Origin of the sequence: Escherichia sp. Marseille-Q3837 (assembly GCF_916618735.1) — a bacterium.
Classification (GTDB): Bacteria; Pseudomonadota; Gammaproteobacteria; order Enterobacterales; family Enterobacteriaceae; genus Escherichia; species Escherichia ruysiae.
The window spans coordinates 3,474,355-3,495,744 of the sequence record NZ_CAKAKC010000001.1 but is presented as its reverse complement, the minus strand read 5'-3'; the positions used below and the strand labels follow the sequence as shown (position 1 = coordinate 3,495,744).

At 50.1% G+C, this 21,390-nt stretch carries 24 protein-coding genes; 12 read left to right on the top strand and 12 right to left on the bottom strand.

Annotated features, from left to right (window positions below; genetic code table 11):
• Window positions 1-68 precede the first annotated feature (68 nt).
• The 3 genes from sdaA to pabB form a co-directional block, all read right to left on the bottom strand.
• Window positions 69-1,433 (bottom strand): L-serine ammonia-lyase, encoded by a 1,365-nt coding sequence (sdaA, locus tag LG381_RS16825; RefSeq protein WP_000624293.1) that lies wholly within the window; start codon window positions 1,431-1,433, stop codon window positions 69-71.
• Between the two features lie 183 nt (window positions 1,434-1,616).
• On the bottom strand, window positions 1,617-2,195 hold the full coding sequence (locus LG381_RS16820) for a CoA pyrophosphatase (RefSeq protein ID WP_032225358.1): 579 nt from the start codon (window positions 2,193-2,195) through the stop codon (window positions 1,617-1,619).
• A gap of 3 nt (window positions 2,196-2,198) precedes the next feature.
• Window positions 2,199-3,560 (bottom strand): aminodeoxychorismate synthase component 1, encoded by a 1,362-nt coding sequence (gene pabB / locus LG381_RS16815; RefSeq protein ID WP_222680504.1) that lies wholly within the window; start codon window positions 3,558-3,560, stop codon window positions 2,199-2,201.
• Window positions 3,561-3,633: 73 nt separating this feature from the next.
• Here pabB and LG381_RS16810 point away from each other — a divergent pair, with 73 nt between their 5' ends.
• Complete coding sequence (locus tag LG381_RS16810) at window positions 3,634-3,813, top strand: YoaH family protein (protein ID WP_000457334.1); 180 nt, start codon at window positions 3,634-3,636, stop codon at window positions 3,811-3,813.
• Window positions 3,814-3,999: 186 nt separating this feature from the next.
• Here the strand turns inward: LG381_RS16810 and LG381_RS16805 are convergent, their stop codons facing one another.
• Both LG381_RS16805 and LG381_RS16800 read right to left on the bottom strand, forming a co-directional pair.
• On the bottom strand, window positions 4,000-4,299 hold the full coding sequence (locus tag LG381_RS16805; protein ID WP_001111983.1) for a DUF1889 family protein: 300 nt from the start codon (window positions 4,297-4,299) through the stop codon (window positions 4,000-4,002).
• A 441-nt stretch (window positions 4,300-4,740) separates the two neighbouring features.
• On the bottom strand, window positions 4,741-5,085 hold the full coding sequence (locus tag LG381_RS16800; protein WP_024165131.1) for a RidA family protein: 345 nt from the start codon (window positions 5,083-5,085) through the stop codon (window positions 4,741-4,743).
• A gap of 131 nt (window positions 5,086-5,216) precedes the next feature.
• Between LG381_RS16800 and LG381_RS16795 the strand changes: the two genes are divergently transcribed.
• The 5 genes from LG381_RS16795 (at window position 5,217) to rnd (ending at window position 11,588) form a co-directional block, all read left to right on the top strand.
• The gene (locus tag LG381_RS16795; protein ID WP_000128847.1) at window positions 5,217-7,127 is read left to right on the top strand and encodes an ATP-dependent DNA helicase; all 1,911 of its coding nucleotides are present in this window, start codon (window positions 5,217-5,219) and stop codon (window positions 7,125-7,127) included.
• Between the two features lie 57 nt (window positions 7,128-7,184).
• A complete protein-coding gene (gene tsaB, locus LG381_RS16790; RefSeq protein ID WP_001220989.1) occupies window positions 7,185-7,880 on the top strand; it encodes a tRNA (adenosine(37)-N6)-threonylcarbamoyltransferase complex dimerization subunit type 1 TsaB in 696 nt (231 codons plus the stop codon).
• Between the two features lie 39 nt (window positions 7,881-7,919).
• Window positions 7,920-8,501, top strand: coding sequence for a Slp family lipoprotein YeaY (gene yeaY, locus LG381_RS16785; RefSeq protein WP_225762673.1), 582 nt, complete (start codon window positions 7,920-7,922; stop codon window positions 8,499-8,501).
• Window positions 8,502-8,705: 204 nt separating this feature from the next.
• Window positions 8,706-10,391 carry a long-chain-fatty-acid--CoA ligase FadD gene (gene fadD / locus LG381_RS16780; protein ID WP_010345823.1) on the top strand — a complete coding sequence of 562 codons (1,686 nt, stop codon included), beginning with the start codon at window positions 8,706-8,708 and terminating at the stop codon, window positions 10,389-10,391.
• A gap of 81 nt (window positions 10,392-10,472) precedes the next feature.
• Window positions 10,473-11,588 (top strand): ribonuclease D, encoded by a 1,116-nt coding sequence (gene rnd / locus LG381_RS16775; protein WP_024165132.1) that lies wholly within the window; start codon window positions 10,473-10,475, stop codon window positions 11,586-11,588.
• A 54-nt stretch (window positions 11,589-11,642) separates the two neighbouring features.
• On the opposite strand, the gene yeaX is transcribed toward rnd, so the two are convergent.
• The 4 genes from yeaX to dmlA all read right to left on the bottom strand — a co-directional run bounded on the left by yeaX (window position 11,643) and on the right by dmlA (window position 16,765).
• Window positions 11,643-12,608: a carnitine monooxygenase reductase subunit YeaX gene (gene yeaX / locus LG381_RS16770; protein ID WP_001286990.1), complete on the bottom strand. Its 966-nt coding sequence runs from the start codon at window positions 12,606-12,608 to the stop codon at window positions 11,643-11,645.
• 55 nt (window positions 12,609-12,663) lie between these two features.
• The gene (gene yeaW, locus LG381_RS16765; RefSeq protein ID WP_225762672.1) at window positions 12,664-13,788 is read right to left on the bottom strand and encodes a carnitine monooxygenase, oxygenase subunit YeaW; all 1,125 of its coding nucleotides are present in this window, start codon (window positions 13,786-13,788) and stop codon (window positions 12,664-12,666) included.
• A gap of 31 nt (window positions 13,789-13,819) precedes the next feature.
• Complete coding sequence (gene yeaV / locus LG381_RS16760) at window positions 13,820-15,430, bottom strand: BCCT family transporter YeaV (protein ID WP_225762671.1); 1,611 nt, start codon at window positions 15,428-15,430, stop codon at window positions 13,820-13,822.
• 249 nt (window positions 15,431-15,679) lie between these two features.
• Window positions 15,680-16,765, bottom strand: coding sequence for a multifunctional D-malate/3-isopropylmalate/tartarate dehydrogenase (gene dmlA, locus LG381_RS16755; RefSeq protein ID WP_225762670.1), 1,086 nt, complete (start codon window positions 16,763-16,765; stop codon window positions 15,680-15,682).
• Window positions 16,766-16,867: 102 nt separating this feature from the next.
• Here dmlA and dmlR point away from each other — a divergent pair, with 102 nt between their 5' ends.
• The 5 genes from dmlR (at window position 16,868) to LG381_RS16730 (ending at window position 19,660) form a co-directional block, all read left to right on the top strand.
• Window positions 16,868-17,785 carry a DNA-binding transcriptional regulator DmlR gene (gene dmlR / locus LG381_RS16750; protein ID WP_024165134.1) on the top strand — a complete coding sequence of 306 codons (918 nt, stop codon included), beginning with the start codon at window positions 16,868-16,870 and terminating at the stop codon, window positions 17,783-17,785.
• 121 nt (window positions 17,786-17,906) lie between these two features.
• On the top strand, window positions 17,907-18,545 hold the full coding sequence (leuE, locus tag LG381_RS16745; RefSeq protein ID WP_000457214.1) for a leucine efflux protein LeuE: 639 nt from the start codon (window positions 17,907-17,909) through the stop codon (window positions 18,543-18,545).
• Window positions 18,546-18,717: 172 nt separating this feature from the next.
• Entirely contained in the window at window positions 18,718-19,077 is a 360-nt protein-coding gene (yeaR, locus tag LG381_RS16740; protein ID WP_000939314.1) for a DUF1971 domain-containing protein YeaR, read from the top strand.
• 3 nt (window positions 19,078-19,080) lie between these two features.
• Entirely contained in the window at window positions 19,081-19,263 is a 183-nt protein-coding gene (locus LG381_RS16735) for a DUF1869 domain-containing protein (protein WP_000513737.1), read from the top strand.
• Window positions 19,264-19,411: 148 nt separating this feature from the next.
• Window positions 19,412-19,660, top strand: a complete 249-nt coding sequence (locus tag LG381_RS16730) for a GlsB/YeaQ/YmgE family stress response membrane protein (protein WP_000512152.1) — start codon at window positions 19,412-19,414, stop codon at window positions 19,658-19,660.
• Window positions 19,661-19,717: 57 nt separating this feature from the next.
• Here LG381_RS16730 and yoaJ read toward each other — a convergent pair whose 3' ends face one another.
• The 3 genes from yoaJ to LG381_RS16715 are packed head-to-tail and all read right to left on the bottom strand — an operon-like array spanning window position 19,718 to window position 20,951.
• The gene (gene yoaJ, locus LG381_RS16725; protein ID WP_001386836.1) at window positions 19,718-19,792 is read right to left on the bottom strand and encodes a protein YoaJ; all 75 of its coding nucleotides are present in this window, start codon (window positions 19,790-19,792) and stop codon (window positions 19,718-19,720) included.
• 2 nt (window positions 19,793-19,794) lie between these two features.
• On the bottom strand, window positions 19,795-19,893 hold the full coding sequence (locus LG381_RS16720) for a YoaK family small membrane protein (protein WP_032225340.1): 99 nt from the start codon (window positions 19,891-19,893) through the stop codon (window positions 19,795-19,797).
• 32 nt (window positions 19,894-19,925) lie between these two features.
• Window positions 19,926-20,951, bottom strand: coding sequence for a sensor domain-containing diguanylate cyclase (locus LG381_RS16715; protein ID WP_225762669.1), 1,026 nt, complete (start codon window positions 20,949-20,951; stop codon window positions 19,926-19,928).
• 184 nt (window positions 20,952-21,135) lie between these two features.
• On the opposite strand from LG381_RS16715, the gene LG381_RS16710 reads away from it, so the two are divergent.
• Window positions 21,136-21,390 carry a DUF333 domain-containing protein gene (locus LG381_RS16710; protein ID WP_032225338.1) on the top strand — a complete coding sequence of 85 codons (255 nt, stop codon included), beginning with the start codon at window positions 21,136-21,138 and terminating at the stop codon, window positions 21,388-21,390.

The following is a 21,390-nucleotide window of genomic DNA, read 5'->3' as shown; positions in this document are numbered from 1 at the left end:
GAAATTTACAGCAGACGAGAAAGCGGGAGAAATTCGCCCATCCGTTGCAGATGGGCGAAAGAAAAGTATTAGTCACACTGGACTTTAATTGCCAGACCGCCGCGAGAGGTTTCACGGTATTTGGCGTTCATGTCCTTACCTGTTTCGTACATTGTCTCGATGACCTTATCCAGCGAGACGCGCGGTGCACTGGTGCGGCGTAAGGCCATGCGTGCAGCATTGATCGCTTTCACAGAGGCAATGGCGTTACGTTCAATGCACGGCACCTGAACCTGACCTGCAACCGGGTCACAAGTCAGACCAAGGTTGTGTTCCATGCCAATTTCCGCCGCCACACAAACCTGTTCCGGGCTACCGCCCAACAGTTCTGCAAGACCCGCAGCAGCCATTGAACAGGCAACACCCACTTCGCCCTGACAACCCACTTCAGCACCGGAAATAGAGGCATTCATTTTATATAATGCGCCAATTGCCCCGGCCGCCATAAAGTAACGGGTATAGATGTCCGGGCTGACCGATTCAATAAAGTGGTCATAGTAAGCCAGCACTGCCGGAACGATGCCGCAGGCTCCGTTGGTTGGTGCAGTTACCACGCGACCACCGGCGGCGTTTTCTTCGTTTACCGCCAGCGCAAACATATTTACCCAGTCGATGACATTCATCGGATCGTTAGACAGTTTATCGCTGGAAACCAGCATCCGGCGCAGGGCAGACGCACGGCGTGGAACACGCAGCGGGCCAGGCAATACGCCTTCGGTATTCATTCCGCGATCGATACATGCCTGCATGGTTTGCCAGACATGAGCAAAATATTCATCGATCTCTTTTTTGCTGTGCAGCGCCAGTTCGTTTTGCATTGCCAGACCGGAAAGGGAATAGCCAGTTTCATTACAGTACGCCAGCAGCTCAGTGGCGGATTTGAACGGATACGGCACGCTCACGTCGTTTGCGGCATCCTGACCAAAATGTTCTTCATCGACGATAAAGCCGCCGCCGATGGAATAATAAGTTTTGCTGTAGACGACTTCATCACCGTTATAAGCATGGATTTGCATACCGTTTTCATGCAACGGCAGGTTGCCGTTATGAAAACGCATACCGTTGTCACGCGGAAAATCCACTTCATGCCGTCCCTGCGCCAGCAGCAGGCGTTCGCGCTCTTCTACGTCGCGAATAAAACCGGGAATACTGTCGATATCCACGGTGGCAGGTTCGTTACCTGCAAGACCCATAATAATGGCGATATCGGTATGGTGGCCTTTACCCGTCAGCGACAGTGAACCATAAACGTCCACGGCAACGCGGGTAACGCTATCCAGTAAGCCTTTTTCGACCAGATCATCGACGAACTGTTTACCTGCCTTCATAGGCCCTACGGTATGGGAAGATGAGGGACCAATCCCCACCTTAAACATGTCGAATAGACTAATCACGATAATACTCCTGACAAGGTGACTGGACATCCAGTAACGAACTAATAACAACGCATAGTGTAAGAGGGAACGCGGCGACAGGCTTAACTATTCACATGAATTAAACTAATCAAAAACCGCGATTTAACTAATATTGCGATGATTGTCTCAAGTAGTGTTTTGTAGATGTAAAGATAAGTATAGTCAGGATTTCACACCAATTTGCAGCGCCAGCTCACGAATTATGCCTGCGGTCATTCCCCATACAAAATACTGTTCGTACCAGGAAAGCCATACCCGATGTGAATCACCACGGCGGTAGATATCTAACGGGTGATAACGACCCAGATGTAATGCCTGGGCGAGCGGCATTTCAAACACTGCGGAAACTTCATCTTCACTGGCACGATAAGGTAAATCAGGTGGGATAATGCCAACCACTGGCGTTACCTGGTAGCCCGTTACGCTATCGACGGGCGGCAGCACGCCGATAACTTCGACGGCGGAAGGGGGGATAGCAACCTCTTCTTCGGCTTCGCGCAACGCAGCGGCAATAACTGACGAATCAGTGTCATCTACTGCACCACCAGGAAACGCCACCTGTCCGGCGTGTTTGCGCAGATGAATAGAACGTTGAGTGAGCAATAACCCCGGCTGCGATCGGCGAACGATAGGGATTAATACGGCAGCCTGACGATGATTTAAGGTTTCCCGGTTTATTTGCGGGCGTAAAAGTTGAAAGCGCGATAAAAAATCATCAAGCGTCAGGCTACGGTAGTCCACGTCTTACTTCTCCAGTTGGCGTAATATCCTATTAACTTTATCAAAAGTTTCCTGATATTCCGCTTCTTCCTGACTATCGGCGACAATACCGCCGCCCGCAGAACAGTAAATTTGACCGTTAATGGCAGTCAGCGTGCGGATAGTGATGCTGGTATCCATATTGCCACAGAAGCTCAAATAGCCAATGCTTCCGCACCAGGCGTTGCGTCGCTGCGGTTCCAGTTCATCGATAATTTCCATTGCCCGAACTTTCGGTGCCCCGGTGATTGAGCCACCAGGAAAAGCCGCGCGCAGCAGATCGCTGGCATGAAGTTGTTCGGGTAGTTGAGCTGTAATGGTGCTCACCAGGTGGTGCACAGCGGGAAAAGGTTCCACCACAAACAGTTCCGGCACTTTTACTGAACCAGGCACCGCAACGCGACCAATATCATTACGCATTAAATCAACAATCATCAGGTTTTCAGCGCGATCTTTTGGCGAGTTCGCCAGTTTTTCTGCCTGTTTGCTATCTTCCAGAGGAGCGGGCAGACGTGGCAGTGTGCCTTTAATCGGACGGGTCTGGATCTCACCGTCATCACAAAGAATAAAACGCTCTGGCGAGAGGCTTAAAATTGTGCCTTGTTCCAGACGCAGAAATGCACTAAACGGCGCGTGATTGGCCTGATTAAGCTGAACGAATGCCTGCCATTCATCACCGCAATAGGTAGCCTGAAAACGCTGGGCGAGATTCACCTGGTAACAGTCGCCACTGTGCAAATATTCCTGCACCTGACGAAATTTTTCGCCATACTGTTCGCGGCTCATATTAGATTGCCAGGCTGAGGTTAGCGCAAAATCACCCTGCGGTGTGATTTGCTGGTTTTCCAGCCAGGCCTGACGGGCATTGACATCATCATGACTCAGCAAAGAAACAGCCTGGCGCTGGTGGTCGACAATCAGTGCCCAGTCGTAAATACCTACCGCCATATCAGGCAGGTCGATATCTCTCTGCGCCACTTCTGGCAGTGACTCAAAACGGCGACCCAGATCGTAACCAAATAAACCCAGCGCGCCACCCTGAAATGGCAAATCATCGTTATGCGGCGGGTGAATGTTTGCACGCTCCAGCGCCTGCTGGAGTACTGTTAACGGATCGTCAGCGGTTGTTGTGCGGGTTTCGCCTTTACACAAAACAGTTTCACCGCCGTAAGTTGTTAAGGTGCAAATCGGGTCTGCCACCACAATATCAAAGCGGCTATACGGATGCTCGGCATAGCCAGAGTGCAAAAGCATCGCCCATGGCAGGTGGCTTAAGCGGGAAAAATAAAATTCAGCGGCGTCCTGACGCCAGGGTAAAGTAATCACAGCGGGAGATAACGTCTTCATCAGTCCTGACTCTACTGGCTATGTGCCGGGTAGCATGAAATAATTAGCGCCAACAATTTAGCAGGAGTTAACAATGTTTGCAGGTTTACCTTCACTCACCCATGAACAGCAGCAAAAAGCCGTTGAGCGTATTCAGGAACTGATGGCACAGGGGATGAGCAGCGGTCAGGCAATCGCACTGGTAGCTGAAGAGTTACGCGCCAACCATTCCGGCGAGCGGATTGTGGCGCGTTTTGAGGATGAAGACGAGTAATACAATGTTAGTTTCAACAGGGCGCATTATGACAAGCGAACCCTTTGGCCCGTAGCGTTTGAACCAGAAAATTGAGGGGCTGTACTGGTTGAATGAATTAAGTAGTGTTTTTGATGGTTAGAAAAAAAGGACGCTTTTATGTGATAAAAAAGCGTCCTGGCTCATTTGGGCTGGTAGAGATTTAACTTATACCAGTGCTTTAAGCTCTTCCTGCATATAGGACGAGAAGTATTCTGGATTTTTAATCACCACGCGTTCGCCAGATTCCATTTTTTTTGCCCATCCCACCATTTTTTCCGTGAATCCAGGATTCCAGCCTTCCTGTTCGGCTCGCGCAGTAATATCGGCGGTACTCGCGGGTACTCCCAGTTCTTTCAAATATTTAAATATTCCCTTCGCCGTACTTTCATTCATAGAGCTGGGGGTTGGTGTTGATATATCCATGGCACCAATAAAATCCAGGGCTTTATCTATTACAGCAGGCATATTCTTGTCCTTAAATTAACCACGTGATCGATAAGGCTATATATGACATTAAATTGCGCCTAATATCAAAAGGATTATAACGATATCTCATTAGTTAACCTGTTGACATTCAGGTATTTTAAAGGTAGCAGGTCATGGCGGGTTATCTAGTGATGTGCCGAAAATTAACAGCAAATCGTAGTACCGCAGCCAAGTTGTTCAGGCAAGGAAGGGCAAGAAAGAAAAGCAGCGTAAGTTAATCAAGTGATTAACATAATGGTTTGATTTTTGCGATTAATATCATTTTTGTATAAATGCAGCAGGAATCATAAAAATAAATTATCATCCAGGGTACTACCCATTTAAAGTAAGACCTTAAGCACTGGCCGATTTGTTCACGATCGACCAGTTTTTCGATAAATTATCGTGTGATTTTTGCCTTGATATAATTATCTTCCGGAATTAAACCGCCGCAATAATTTTAATTTCAACTTTATACTTCGGGTTCATCAAACCCGCTTGTACCGTGCAGCGCACCGGCGCATGACCCGCGACAACCCAGGCGTCCCAGGCTTTATTCATTGCAGCGAAGTCGTTTTTATCAGCCAGGAAAATGGTGGCATCCAGAATGCTCGATTTATTGCTGCCCTGTTTTTCCAGCACGGCGTCAATCTGCGCCAGCGTGTTGGCGGTTTGCTCAAAAGCATCGGCGTCGAGGTTTTCCGGTACACCAGTGTAGTAGAGCGTGTTGTTGTGGATCACCACATCAGACCAGCGGGCTTCAGCATCGATACGAACGATAGTCATCATTTTGTCCTCATTATACTTCCATTTTCGTGCTGCAAAGACTGCCACAATGTGAGGTCGCCGTCATCACTTCAACTGGCGAAAGCGCCCTCATCCTGACATAATCCCTGTTCAAATCAACAGGGGGTAGTGTGACGGACGATTTTGCACCAGACGGTCAGCTGGCGAAAGCGATACCAGGCTTTAAGCCGCGAGAACCACAGCGACAGATGGCGGTAGCCGTCACCCAGGCGATAGAAAAAGGCCAGCCGCTGGTGGTGGAAGCCGGAACCGGTACGGGCAAAACCTACGCTTACCTGGCTCCTGCGCTGCGGGCGAAAAAGAAAGTCATTATCTCGACCGGCTCAAAAGCGTTGCAGGATCAGCTCTACAGCCGCGATTTGCCAACGGTCTCAAAGGCATTGAAATACACGGGCAATGTGGCGTTGCTGAAAGGGCGCTCAAACTACCTCTGCCTCGAACGTCTCGAACAGCAGGCGCTGGCGGGGGGCGATCTGCCGGTACAAATCTTAAGCGATGTGATCCTGCTGCGCTCCTGGTCTAATCAAACAGTCGATGGTGATATCAGCACCTGCGTCAGCGTGGCGGAAGATTCACAGGCGTGGCCGCTGGTCACCAGCACCAACGATAACTGCCTTGGCAGCGACTGCCCGATGTATAAAGATTGCTTTGTAGTCAAAGCACGCAAAAAAGCGATGGACGCCGATGTGGTGGTGGTAAACCATCATCTCTTTCTGGCGGATATGGTGGTGAAAGAGAGTGGATTTGGCGAACTGATCCCGGAAGCTGACGTGATGATCTTCGACGAAGCCCACCAACTGCCCGACATTGCCAGCCAGTATTTTGGTCAGTCACTCTCCAGTCGACAACTGCTCGACCTGGCAAAAGACATCACCATCGCCTATCGCACCGAATTAAAAGACACTCAGCAGTTACAAAAATGCGCCGACCGTCTTGCCCAGAGTGCGCAGGATTTTCGTCTGCAATTAGGCGAGCCAGGTTATCGCGGAAACCTGCGCGAACTGTTAGCTAATCCGCAAATTCAACGGGCGTTTTTACTGCTCGATGACACCCTGGAACTTTGTTATGACGTGGCGAAACTGTCGCTGGGGCGTTCCGCCTTGCTGGATGCGGCATTTGAGCGCGCCACGTTGTATCGCACGCGGCTGAAACGGCTAAAAGAGATCAATCAGCCGGGCTACAGCTACTGGTACGAATGCACTTCGCGCCATTTTACTCTGGCACTCACGCCGCTCAGCGTGGCGGATAAATTCAAAGAGTTAATGGCGCAAAAACCAGGTAGCTGGATCTTTACCTCAGCAACGCTGTCGGTGAATGACGATCTGCATCATTTTACCTCGCGGCTTGGCATTGAACAGGCAGAGTCGTTGCTGTTACCCAGCCCGTTTGATTACAGCCGCCAGGCGTTACTCTGTGTGCCGCGCAACCTGCCGCAAACCAATCAACCGGGTTCCGCAAGGCAACTGGCGGCAATGCTGCGACCGATCATCGAGGCTAACAATGGTCGTTGTTTTATGCTTTGTACCTCGCACGCCATGATGCGCGATCTGGCCGAGCAGTTCCGCGCTACCATGACGCTTCCCGTTTTGTTGCAGGGGGAAACCAGCAAAGGGCAACTGTTGCAGCAATTTGTCAGCGCCGGTAACGCGCTTCTTGTGGCAACCAGCAGCTTCTGGGAAGGGGTGGACGTGCGCGGCGATACGCTGTCGCTGGTGATTATCGACAAGTTGCCGTTTACCTCGCCAGATGACCCGCTGTTAAAAGCGCGCATGGAAGATTGCCGTTTGCGTGGCGGAGACCCGTTCGATGAAGTGCAGCTACCGGATGCGGTGATTACTCTTAAACAGGGCGTAGGGCGACTGATTCGCGACGCCGACGATCGCGGTGTGCTGGTGATTTGTGACAATCGGCTGGTGATGCGCCCTTACGGTGCGACGTTCCTCGCCAGCCTCCCGCCCGCACCGCGTACCCGTGACATTGCCCGTGCGGTTCGTTTCCTTGCGATACCATCCTCCAGGTAATTTGTTATTGAGTATGGTATGATGCGCGCCTTTTTATTGATCTAAGCACGAAGACCCATGCGAATTCTGGCTATCGATACCGCGACAGAGGCCTGCTCTGTCGCCCTGTGGAACGACGGTACTGTCAACGCTCATTTTGAGCTTTGCCCTCGTGAACATACTCAACGAATCTTACCGATGGTGCAGGATATCCTGACCACCAGCGGAACTTCCCTGACTGACATAAACGCTCTGGCTTACGGACGTGGCCCTGGTAGCTTTACCGGCGTGCGCATCGGTATTGGCATTGCGCAAGGGCTGGCGCTTGGCGCGGAGCTGCCGATGATTGGCGTCTCCACGCTAATGACGATGGCGCAAGGGGCGTGGCGCAAAAACGGCGCAACCCGCGTGCTGGCAGCCATTGACGCGCGAATGGGCGAAGTTTACTGGGCCGAATATCAGCGTGATGAAAACGGTGTCTGGCACGGTGAAGAAACCGAAGCCGTACTCAAACCCGAACTCGTTCATGAGCGGATGCAGCAGCTTTCCGGAGAATGGGTGACGGTGGGAACGGGCTGGCAAGCCTGGCCGGATCTCGGTAAAGATAGCGGGCTGGTTTTGCGCGATGGCGAAGTGTTACTGCCCGCCGCAGAAGATATGCTGCCGATTGCCTGCCAGATGTTTACCGAGGGTAAAACGGTAGCGGTGGAACATGCCGAGCCGGTTTATTTACGTAACAACGTCGCCTGGAAGAAACTTCCGGGCAAAGAATGAATCTTAAGAGTATGCCCTGAGAAAAAAAGGAGTCGCATCATGGCGGTTCAAAAGAATGTTATCAAAGGCATACTGGCAGGTACGTTTGCGCTAATGCTGAGCGGTTGTGTCACTGTGCCGGACGCCATTAAAGGCAGCAGTCCCACGCCGCAACAAGATTTAGTTCGGGTGATGAGTGCGCCGCAGCTGTACGTTGGTCAGGAAGCGCGCTTTGGCGGCAAAGTGGTTGCGGTACAAAACCAGCAGGGGAACACCCGTCTGGAAATTGCCACCGTACCGCTCGATAGCGGAGCCAGGCCGACGCTGGGAGAACCTTCTCGCGGTCGCATTTATGCCGATGTGAACGGTTTTCTGGACCCGGTGGATTTCCGTGGACAACTGGTCACAGTTGTTGGGCCAATCACCGGTACGGTTGACGGCAAAATCGGCAACACGCCCTATAAATTTATGGTGATGCAGGTAACGGGTTATAAACGTTGGCATTTAACCCAGCAGGTGATTATGCCGCCTCAGCCGATTGATCCGTGGTTTTATGGCGGTCGTGGCTGGCCCTATGGCTACGGCGGATGGGGCTGGTATAATCCTGGTTCCGCGAGAGTACAAACAGTTGTAACTGAATAATTGCTTGTTTTTAAAGAAAAAGAAACAGCGGCTGGTCCGCTGTTTCTGCATTCTTACGGTAACGATAAAAATAAATAGTGACGCGCTTCGCAACCTTTTCGTTGGGGAATTATCAAGCTGGTATGATGAGTTAATATTATGTTAACGGCATGTATATTACTTGGGGTTGCGATGACGACGAACACGCATTTTAGAGGTGAAGAATTGAAGAAGGTTTGGCTTAACCGTTATCCCGCCGATGTTCCGACGGAGATCAACCCTGACCGTTATCAATCTCTGGTGGATATGTTTGAGCAGTCGGTCGCGCGCTACGCCGACAAGCCAGCGTTTGTGAATATGGGGGAGGTGATGACCTTCCGCAAACTGGAAGAACGCAGTCGCGCGTTTGCCGCTTATTTGCAACAAGGGCTGGGGCTGAAGAAGGGCGATCGCGTTGCGCTGATGATGCCTAACTTATTGCAATATCCGGTGGCGCTGTTTGGTATTTTGCGTGCCGGGATGATCGTCGTAAACGTTAACCCGTTGTATACCCCACGCGAACTTGAGCATCAGCTTAACGATAGCGGCGCATCGGCGATTGTCATTGTGTCTAACTTTGCCCATACCCTGGAAAAAGTGGTCGATAAAACCGCCGTCCAGCACGTTATTCTGACTCGTATGGGCGATCAGCTTTCCACGGCAAAAGGCACGGTAGTTAACTTCGTTGTTAAATACATCAAACGTCTGGTGCCGAAATACCATCTGCCAGATGCCATTTCATTTCGTAGCGCCCTGCATAACGGCTACCGGATGCAGTACGTCAAACCTGAACTGGTGCCGGAAGATTTAGCTTTCCTGCAATACACCGGCGGCACCACAGGTGTGGCGAAAGGCGCGATGCTGACTCACCGCAATATGCTGGCGAACCTGGAACAGGTCAACGCCACCTATGGGCCGTTGCTGCATCCAGGTAAAGAACTGGTAGTAACGGCACTGCCGCTCTATCACATTTTTGCACTGACCATTAACTGCCTGCTGTTTATCGAACTCGGCGGGCAGAACCTGCTTATCACTAACCCACGTGATATTCCGGGGCTGGTGAAAGAGCTGGCGAAATATCCGTTTACCGCTATCACCGGCGTAAACACCTTGTTCAATGCGTTGCTGAACAATAAAGAGTTCCAGCAACTGGATTTCTCCAGTTTGCATTTGTCCGCAGGCGGCGGGATGCCCGTTCAGCAAGTGGTGGCAGAACGCTGGGTAAAACTGACCGGACAATATCTGCTGGAAGGTTATGGCTTAACCGAGTGTGCGCCACTGGTGAGCGTTAACCCGTATGATATTGATTATCACAGCGGTAGCATTGGATTACCGGTGCCCTCGACGGAGGCCAAACTGGTGGATGATGACGATAACGAAGTACCACCGGGGCAACCGGGCGAACTTTGTGTCAGAGGTCCTCAGGTGATGTTGGGCTACTGGCAGCGTCCGGATGCCACCGATGAAATCATCAAAAACGGTTGGTTACACACTGGCGATATTGCGGTAATGGATGAAGAAGGATTCCTGCGCATTGTCGATCGTAAAAAAGACATGATTCTGGTTTCCGGTTTTAACGTCTATCCCAACGAGATTGAAGATGTGGTCATGCAGCACCCTGGCGTACAGGAAGTGGCGGCTGTTGGCGTACCTTCTGGCTCCAGTGGTGAAGCGGTGAAAATCTTTGTGGTGAAAAAAGACGCGTCGCTCACTGAAGAGTCACTGGTGACCTTTTGCCGCCGTCAGCTTACGGGCTACAAAGTACCGAAGCTGGTGGAATTTCGTGATGAGTTACCGAAATCTAATGTCGGAAAAATTTTGCGACGAGAATTACGTGACGAAGCGCGCGGCAAAGTGGACAATAAAGCCTGAGCGTTAAGTCAGTCGTCAGACGCCGGTTAATCCGGCGTTTTTTTTGACGCCCACTAAAGAGAATACAATTTGAATTACCAAATGATTACCACGGACGATGCGCTGGCTTCTTTGTGTGAAGCCGTCCGTGCCTTTCCGGCGATAGCCCTGGATACTGAATTTGTACGTACGCGCACGTATTACCCGCAACTGGGGTTGATTCAACTTTTTGATGGCGAGCATCTGGCGCTAATCGATCCTCTTGGGATCAGCGACTGGTCACCGCTAAAGGCAATCTTGCGCGATCCTTCCATCACCAAATTTCTCCATGCGGGCAGTGAAGATCTGGAAGTATTCCTCAATGTCTTTGGCGAATTACCTCAACCCCTGATTGACACGCAAATCCTCGCCGCATTCTGCGGACGCCCGATGTCATGGGGTTTTGCCTCCATGGTGGAAGAGTATTCCGGTGTTACGCTGGACAAGAGCGAATCGCGCACCGACTGGCTCGCCAGACCGTTAACCGAACGTCAGTGCGAATACGCGGCGGCGGATGTCTGGTATCTGTTACCGATCACCGCAAAGCTGATGGTTGAAACCGAAGCCTCTGGCTGGCTACCTGCGGCGCTGGATGAATGTCGCCTGATGCAAACACGTCGTCAGGAAGTCGTTGCGCCGGAAGATGCCTGGCGTGATATCACCAATGCCTGGCAGTTACGCACACGCCAACTGGCCTGTCTGCAACTGTTAGCCGATTGGCGACTGCGTAAGGCTCGTGAGCGCGATCTGGCAGTGAACTTTGTCGTGCGTGAAGAACACTTGTGGTCGGTAGCGCGTTATATGCCAGGGAGTCTGGGTGAGCTGGACAGTCTGGGTTTATCCGGTAGCGAAATTCGCTTCCACGGCAAAACGCTGCTGGCGCTGGTAGAGAAAGCGCAGGCATTGCCGGAAGAGGCCTTACCGCAGCCAATGCTTAACCTGATGGATATGCCCGGTTATCGCAAAGCGTTTAAAGCGATTAAGTCGCTGATTACTGACGTGAGCGAAACGCACAAGATCAGCGTCGAATTGCTGGCATCGCGTCGGCAAATCAACCAACTGCTGAACTGGCACTGGAAATTAAAACCGCAGAACAATTTGCCTGAGCTGATTTCCGGCTGGCGTGGTGAGTTGATGGCGGAAGCATTACATAATTTATTGCAGGAATATCCGCAGTAAAACGTTCGTAAGCCGGACAAGGCGCAACCAGCGCCGCATCCGGCTTCGGATAAACTACAAATCCAACACCAGTCGTTTACCCTTCGCGCGCGAACAACAGATCAACATACTCTGCTGGCTGGCGCGCTCTTCATCGCTAAAATACTGGTCCCGATGATCGGCTTCACCTTCCAGAATTGCTGTTTCACAGGTTCCGCATACCCCTTCACGACATAAACATTCCACTTTTGCCGCTTTGTTATTTTCAATGACCTGCAAAATGGTCATCTCTTCTGGTACTACAAACTCTTTTCCAGAACGGGCGAGTACCAGCGTAAAGGCATCGCCGGTTTTGTCTTCAATAGCAAACTGCTCAAAGTGCAGCGTATCGGCGGAGATGCCCAGACGCGCTGCTTCACTTCTCACCGCGTCATTCAGAGCTTCGGGGCCACAGGTATAAATGTGTGTGCCAGGGGCGACATCCGCCAATAATCGCACTAATTCGAGTCGCGTTCCGATCGATGAGTGATGAAAATGAATCTTATCAGTCTGCGGATGTTGGTTTAATTCATCACGAAATGCGCAACTTACTGGACTCCGCGAACAATAATGTAACTGCCAGTCGACGTCCGTGTGTTGCAACTCTGCCAGATGCGACAGGAAAGGGGTGATACCAATGCCGCCTGCGATAAACAGATGCTTTCGAGCCGTGGGAACCAGAGCAAACAGGTTATTGGGTGTCGAGATGGTCAATCGATCGCCCGCTTTTACCTGCTGATGCAAAAAGCGCGAACCGCCGCGCGAGTTCTCTTCCAGCCGAACGGCAATCTGATAACAAGAGGTGTCGAGTGGCGAACTTAGTAGTGAATAAGCATTGCTGTACTGGTTATCACCATCACTCATCTGCACAATGACGTGACTTCCGCCGGTGAACGCAGGCAGCGGTTTGCCATCGGTTGACACCAGCGTGAAGCGTTTCACCTGTTCGGTAAGCGGTTCAATCTGGCTCACCTGTACTTCAAACATTTGATAGTCTGACATTGCTGTACTCCATCAAAAATCAGCCCGGCGGCGGAAAATACCGCCGCCGATGTCATTAGTCCTTAAACACCTGCGCCAGCAGATTATGGAAATGGGCGATACCGTGTTCGGAAATTCCGCTACCGCTACTGTCGGCCATGATGCGCCCCTGACCACGATAGTCACGCGATTTCAGCCCTTTCTGTACGCTTTCAACCAGACGTAAATCTTCCGGACGGAACACATCGCGATACCACTCAATCAGCGATTTTTGCTCATCGGTTAGCTCTTCATTGGTGAAGTAGATATCGTAGTTTTGCAGGGTAGTTTCAGAATCCACCGGGAATTCATAAATGACCGTCATCATCCCTTTGATTGGCGTCACGTTCAGCATCGTGCACGGCCACAACCAGAAACCGTGGAATGCCGCATCCGTGCCCTCTTCGAATTTGAAAGACTGTTCTGACGGTTTGGCGAAACCGTATTGCAGCGTCCAGTTACCGTGCATGGTGTGCCAGTAACGATCAACCTGAACGGAGTCGGAGAAACCTGGATGCGCCGGACCACAGTGGTAGCACTCAAGATAGTTATCGACAATGTTCTTCCAGTTGGCAGGCGTGCGGGTGGTAAAGCGGGCCGCCAGTTTCAGGTCGTGGACTTCCGGGCAGGCTTCCAGCACTTTTGCCGCCAGGCCTGGTAACTGATCTTCTACGCTGGTGGCGTTGGGATCCATATTGATGAAGACGAATCCGGCATATTCTTCCAGACGCACCAGAACCAGTTGCGCTTTGTCACTATCGAAATTGGCGACGTTTTCACAGTTACGCGCATGAGCCAGGTTGCCATCGAGTTTGAATGCCCATGCGTGATATGGGCAGGTAATCACATTTTTTGCTTTTCCTTCACCGCTCAACAACTGATGACCACGGTGCGGACACACGTTATAGAACGCGCGCAAAACCTTATCACGACCGCGTACCAGCACGATGCTTTCACCAATGATCTCACGCGTCACATAATCATTGGCATTCGCCAGTTCGCTGCTGTGAGCGACGCAAATCCAGCTTTTGGCGAAGACGTTCTCTTTTTCGTGTTCAAAGGCGTTCTGATCGGTATAAAAACGGGCAGGAATGGTCCACGCCTCTTGCGGGTTAGCGCAAAAATTTTCGGGTAGTACAAAGTCAGGGCTCAGATTGCTCATAGGGATACCTTTATCGTTAGGATGATGGCGCTCAGTTGTCGCCTTTGAATACGGTTCCCGCAGGGAGCACTGGCGTTTTTTCCGGGGCTTCAACCGGTGTCTGCGGGAGATAATGTTCAATTTGATGAGCCGGAATATCGGCGTAATCCTGTTTCAGCCAGCGAATAAATCCGCCCACTTTCACCAGTAAAATGACGAGAAAGGGAAGGGCTGTAAGTACGACGGTAGTTTTCATGGTTTCCAGCGACGCGCCGGTGAACAGAATTGAAAGCGGGATCAGGGTGATTACCACGCACCAGAAAAGACGCAGCCCACGGTCTGGATCATCACCTTCCTGAAGATTTCGCGTGCTGGTCGCCGCCATGGTGTAGGCCACCGCATCCATATGCGAGGCGAGGAAAATAATCATCACGCCCAGATAAGCGGCAAGGAACAATTTACCGGCTGGCAACGACATCAGAACTTGTTGAACAGCCGTTTCACCGCCCAACGTTTCCAGCACCTGCGGAACGTTGATTATCCCTTTGATAAACTGATGAATGGCGAAGCTTTCCATCACGCCGAAGAAGAACCAGCAGCCGACGGTGCTACCGAGGATCAGCCCCCAGATAACTTCTTTGATCTTACGACCACGTGATACGCGGGTGACAAACATTGCCACGCCGGGGGTGTAAGAGATCCACCACAGCCAATAGAAAACGGTCCAGTTGCGGGTAAATGAACCATCGCCAAGCGGATCGGTAAATAAGCTCATCTGTAAGAAGTTTTGTGTGGTCAGGCCGATGGCATTGATGATGCTGTTGGTAATAAACTCGGTTGGACCGACAATCAAAACCAGCAATGGCAGCAGGAACGCGCCCCAGCCGACCATTTTGCTCAGACGTTGTAAACCGTTGTTGATACCTATCCACGAGCTTAGGCAAAAAATGCCGCCGGAAAGCAGGATCACAAATGCCTGCACGGTGAAGTTATCGGGTAAACCGGTCAGCGCGGAAAGCCCACGGGTAAAGGTTGCTGCGGTGACAACAAGGGAAATGGTCAGTGCGCCGACAGTGGCGATCAGGAACATTAAGTCCACCAGTTTTCCCCATGGGCCTTGCGGGCGAACGCCGGTAATAGCAGCAATAATGCCGGAAAGACTCAGCCCTTTATTTTTCCGCACATGAAAGTGGTAAGCCATGATTAATGAGGCCAGCGTATAAGTTGCCCAGGCGCTGATGCCCCAATGGAAAAAGGAGTAGGGAACGCTAAATTCCAGTGCCTGCTGTGAACGCGGCACGATATTTAAACCCGGCGTTTGATAATAATAGGCCCACTCCGCTACGCCCCAATAAAGCGTGGAGGAACCTAATCCGGCGCAAATAAACATAAACAGCCAGGAGAGCGTACTGTATTCCGGTTTACCTTCGCCAAGACGAATATTGCCGTATTTGCTGGTGGCTAAATAAATTACCAGCCCCATTGCCAGCAAAACTAATACCTGTACGGCGGAACCCAGCGTGCGGGTAACTAAACTGTATATTGTGTTGGCCGCGTCGGCCGACTGTTGCGGAAAAAGGCTTAATGTGGCTGCGATGAAAAGAATGGCCACCAGGCTGATGCTAATCAGCGGCAAATCTTTTTTCTTAACATTGCTCATCATGAGTCATCTCCTGGGCATAAAAGCCCGTCGCTGGCTTTTGCCAGTTGTAATTATTTGCAGGGTAATGAACTTTTGTTGTGTTTAACAAATTGATTATTTGCATGTTACATAAACTAAACAATTAAGAATACGGAAAGCCATAAAACACGAAACGGAAACAATAAAAGGTGAAATGACGCAGGTTATTTACTGTAAAGAACGAATAAAAAAACCGCGTCAGTGACGCGGTTCAAATAAACTGGTTTGACCTTAACGCAAAATAATTTTGCAAATCGCGTCGGCAACCTGTGGCGTGGTGGCATTACCTTTCATATCGGGTGTTTTCGGCCCGTGAGCAATCACTTCTTCAATCGCTGCCAGAATGTCGTTGTGCGCTTGCTGGAAACGCTCATCGCCATTGCCAAGGAAATCCAGCATCATTGCCCCGGCCCAAATCGTCGCGATAGGGTTGGCAATATTTTTACCGTAGATATCTGGCGCGGAACCGTGGACTGGCTCGAAGAGCGACGGGAAAGTGCGCTCCGGATTCAGGTTGGCTGAAGGCGCAATACCAATCGTGCCGGTGCAGGCCGGGCCAAGATCGGAAAGAATATCGCCAAATAAATTAGACGCTACCACCACATCAAAGCGTTCCGGCTGCATCACAAAGCGCGCGCAGAGTATATCAATATGCTGCTTGTCCCAGTGGATTTCCGGGTAATTTTCTGCCATTGCTTCTACTCGCTCATCCCAGTACGGCATACTAATGGCTAAACCGTTAGATTTCGTGGCAGAAGTCAGGGTTTTGCGCGGGCGGCTTTGTGCCAGCTCAAAAGCATATTGCAAAATGCGATCGACGCCACGGCGGGTAAATACCGATTCCTGGATGACAACCTCATGTTCCGTTCCTTCATTCAGTCGACCGCCCAGAGACGAGTATTCGCCTTCCGTTTTTTCGCGCACCACGTAAAAATCGATGTCGCCAGGCTGTTTCCCCGCCAGTGGGCAGGGAACGCCGGGAAAGAGGCGTACCGGGCGCAGGTTAACGTACTGATCAAACTCGCGGCGAAATTTCAGCAGCGACCCCCATAACGAAATATGATCCGGAACGGTGTCCGGCCAGCCGACGGCACCAAAGTAGATAGCGTCGAAACCGCTGAGTTGTTCATGCCAGTCGTCCGGCATCATTTTGCCGTGATGGATGTAATACTCGCAACTTGCCCACTCCATCTGCTCAAAACTTAAGGCAAAGCCCCAGCGTTCAGCAGCAGCCTGTAACACACGAATCCCTTCAGGAAGGACTTCTTTGCCAATCCCGTCTCCAGGGATCGCAGCAATACGCATCGTTTTCATCATTAGGTTCTCACTTCCTGATCAGCAAAATTGACAACTCCACCATCCTATAATTGACTGATCAGGAATTAATCCCCGCAACTGGTGAAACATAAAACACGAATCATGAATAATTTACCGCTGCTGAACGATTTGCGCGTCTTTATGCTGGTGGCTCGCCGGGCCGGTTTTGCTGCCGTGGCGGAAGAACTGGGCGTTTCACCGGCTTTCGTCAGCAAGCGCATCGCCTTGCTGGAGCAAACCTTGAACGTGGTGCTATTACACCGCACCACCCGTCGCGTCACCATTACCGAGGAAGGCGAGCGGATTTATGAATGGGCGCAGCGGATTTTGCAGGATGTCGGGCAGATGATGGATGAGCTTTCCGACGTGCGCCAGGTGCCGCAGGGAATGCTGCGTATTATCAGCAGTTTTGGGTTTGGACGGCAGGTGGTAGCTCCGGCACTGTCAGCACTTGCGAAAGCGTATCCGCAACTGGAGTTACGTTTTGATGTGGAAGACCGGTTGGTCGATTTGGTCAATGAAGGGGTCGATCTGGATATTCGTATTGGCGACGACATTGCACCTAACTTAATTGCCCGCAAACTGGCGACCAATTACCGTATTCTCTGCGCATCGCCGGGGTTTATTGCGCGATATGGTGCACCGAAACATTTAACGGATCTTTCTGCGTTACCCTGCCTGGTCATAAAAGAGCGCGATCATCCGTTTGGTGTCTGGCAATTGCGCAATAAAGAAGGTCACCATGCCATTAAAGTCACCGGATCGATGTCGTCTAATCATGGTGAAATTGTCCATCAGTGGTGTCTCGATGGGCAGGGAATTGCGTTGCGCTCCTGGTGGGACGTTAGTGAAAATATTGCCAGTGGGCATCTGGTACAGGTTTTACCTGAATATTATCAGCCAGCAAATGTCTGGGCTGTTTATGTCTCAAGGCTGGCGACATCCGCAAAAGTACGGATTACGGTAGAGTTTTTGCGCCAGTATTTTGCAAATCATTACCCGAATTTTTCACTGGAATGAGTGCAATTTTTTACTCTGTTCTCAGGTTACAACCTGATTTTCTCCTTTCTAAGCCGTTGCGGATTGGTTAGCATATTCACCTTTAATCGCGCATGATCCAAAGAGAATTAAAGAGGTTAATGTGTTCGCAGAATATGGGGTTCTGAATTACTGGACCTATCTGGTTGGGGCCATTTTTATCGTGCTGGTGCCAGGGCCGAATACCCTGTTTGTGCTTAAAAATAGCGTTAGTAGTGGAGTGAAAGGCGGTTATCTTGCAGCCTGTGGTGTATTTATTGGCGATGCAGTATTGATGTTTCTGGCGTGGGCCGGTGTAGCAACCTTAATTAAGACCACACCGATATTATTCAATATTGTACGTTATCTTGGCGCGTTTTATTTGCTCTATCTGGGGAGTAAAATTCTTTACGCAACTCTGAAGGGTAAAAATAGCGAGGCCAAATCAGATGAACCTCAATATGGCGCTATTTTCAAGCGTGCGTTAATTTTGAGTCTGACCAATCCAAAAGCCATTTTGTTCTATGTGTCGTTTTTCGTACAGTTTATCGATGTTAATGCCCCACATACGGGAATTTCATTCTTTATTCTGGCGACGACGCTGGAACTGGTGAGTTTCTGCTATTTGAGCTTCCTGATTATTTCTGGTGCTTTTGTCACGCAGTACATACGTACCAAAAAGAAACTGGCTAAAGTGGGCAACTCACTGATTGGTTTGATGTTCGTGGGTTTCGCTGCCCGACTGGCGACGCTGCAATCCTGATGCTTTCAGCCCGCGATGCTGCGGGCTTCCCTCCTGAAATACATCTATATTCACCGCCTGGATGACGCTAAAAAGTAACCAATAAATGGTATTTAAAATGCAAATTATCAGGCGTACCCTGAAACGGCTGGAATAAATGGTTTTCAGCACATTTACCGAAGGAGGGAAAAGGATGCTGCAAATCCCACAAAATTACATTCATACGCGCTCAACACCTTTCTGGAATAAACAAACTGCGCCTGCCGGAATATTCGAACGTCATCTTGATAAAGGAACGCGTCCGGGTGTTTATCCACGCCTGTCCGTTATGCATGGGGCGGTCAAATATCTCGGCTACGCCGATGAACACAGCGCAGAACCTGATCAGGTGATCCTCATCGAAGCAGGTCAATTCGCAGTGTTCCCGCCGGAAAAGTGGCACAATATTGAAGCCATGACTGACGATACTTATTTTAACATCGACTTCTTCGTTGCTCCTGAAGTCCTGATGGAAGGTGCAAAACAGCGGAAAGTCATTCATAGCGGGAAATGAATTATGGGCAAAGCAACGTATACCGTAACCGTCACCAATAACAGTAATGGCGTTTCTGTCGATTACGAAACAGAGACGCCGATGACATTACTGGTGCCAGAAGTGGCGGCCGAAGTGATCAAAGATCTCGTCAATACCGTGCGCTCTTATGACACGGAAAATGAGCATGATGTTTGTGGTTGGTAATTATTGCTAATGTAGATGGCGCTAATTCTGCGGCATTGTAAAAAAAAATGCTCTGTGACACATATCACAATTCTTGCCTCTCTTATGTTGTGCTATGCTTTTTATCAGCGACTAACCCGCTAATGCAAAACAGATAAGTGAGGAAACAATGGGCATTCTGTCATGGATTATTTTTGGACTTATTGCCGGTATTCTGGCGAAGTGGATCATGCCTGGTAAAGATGGTGGTGGATTCTTTATGACCATCCTGCTGGGAATTATCGGTGCCGTAGTTGGTGGATGGATCAGTACACTGTTTGGTTTTGGCAAAGTCGATGGCTTCAACTTTGGTAGTTTTGTGGTTGCCGTGATTGGTGCGCTTGTCGTGCTGTTTATCTACAGAAAAGTCAAAAGTTAATACTGAAAAGTACAAAGGCTGCCTACAGGCAGCCTTTGCTATTTTATCGACGCGGTATTACCACCATCCCAGCTCGGTGCCAAGAACGACAATAATCGCCACGCCCATCATAATAATCGTTGTTTTTTTCATCTTTATGCCCCTGGGGCCGCATAGCCACCAATAAAAAACCACGCTAAAAATACGACTGCCGTAATAAAGATCACGACGGGAAAAACAATACCGATTCGCATGTTACCACCAAAGAAAAGGATGTGAATACGCCTCAGGAGTGCCTGTCTGAATGCGCGACAAAAGGGGTTTTCAGTTTGTGTTTTTTCTCCTGATACATCGCGATATCGGCAGCATGTAGGGCACTGTCGGCATCGGTGGTTTCAGGATCCACTTCTACTACGCCAAGACTGGCGCCAGGATAAAACAGATCAATATCACCCAAGTGATATTCTCCACGTATTTGCTGTTGGATACGCTCACGCAGTGACTGGATATCGGCGTTTTCATTAGCCAGGGAAACGACCAAAAATTCATCACCGCCAAGACGACCAATAATCTCGCCATTCTGATGTAGCCTGGTGAGGCGCTCGCCAACCTGAATAAGAAACAGATCGCCACTATTGTGGCCAAATCGGTCGTTGATTAATTTGAAGTTATCCAGGTCGATAAAAGCAATAATTGCCTTACGTTTCAGATGTCGTGCGAGGGAAAACAACGTCGTCAGATTATCAAAAATAGCCCGTCGATTTGGTAGGCCGGTCAACGAGTCGGTGTAAGATTGCGCAATCAGAGCGGCATTGGCTTCACGTAATTGCTCAACCAGCGCCTCTTTTTGAATATATTGTGCAATCAGTCCGGCGAATAGCTGCAAAACCTGCTCTGCGCGTTCACTCCACGGGCGCTTTTCACTGCTGGCGGCGCAAAGCGTGCCATAGAATGATCCATCCGGTAAGTGAATTGGTGTGCTCAGGAATGTGGTAATACCGAGATTGCGTGCCGCAATGCAGTCACCCCAACGGTCGGGAACTTCATCGCTGAAAAAACAGTTTTCATCAATGGCGCGTTTGCACAACGAGTAATCCCACGAGACGGTAAAATTCTCCGGGATGTGCATTTTCTGGCTGTTACGGGCAAACAGGATATGTTGCAGACGCGCGTCAATATCCACCTTTGTCAAATAGGTCGATTCCATGTCGGTGACCATTTCCAGCATCTCCAGAAGTTGTCGAACCAGACTTTCCAGAGAATGTTCTGAGGCGAGTGACTGCGAGACGCGGGCAATAATCTGATCTGACACGAAAGAACTCCAGGATACGGCGGGTAAAATGCTGATTATTTAATCTTTGCAGGCATGATAAAACATCATCAAAGAAGATGAAACTAGCCGTAATATATTTTAAGTGAATGTAAAATAAATAGTGCTGCAAAACAAAACGATACCGCGATACTCTAAGGCGTAGATAAACGTGTGAGATCAACGAATGAAAATTATCAGTTTTACTCTGCCTTGCCTGTTAATTCTTGCGGGATGTTCAACCACTTCTCAACCCGATGCACCAAAACCGCCGCATGTTGGGATGGCGAATCCGGCGTCGGTCTACTGCCAACAGAAAGGCGGTACGCTCATTCCCGTGCAGACATCGCAAGGGGTCAGCAACAATTGCAAATTAGCGGGCGGTGAAACGATTGATGAATGGGCATTATGGCGACGGGATCATCCGGCGGGTGAAAAATAA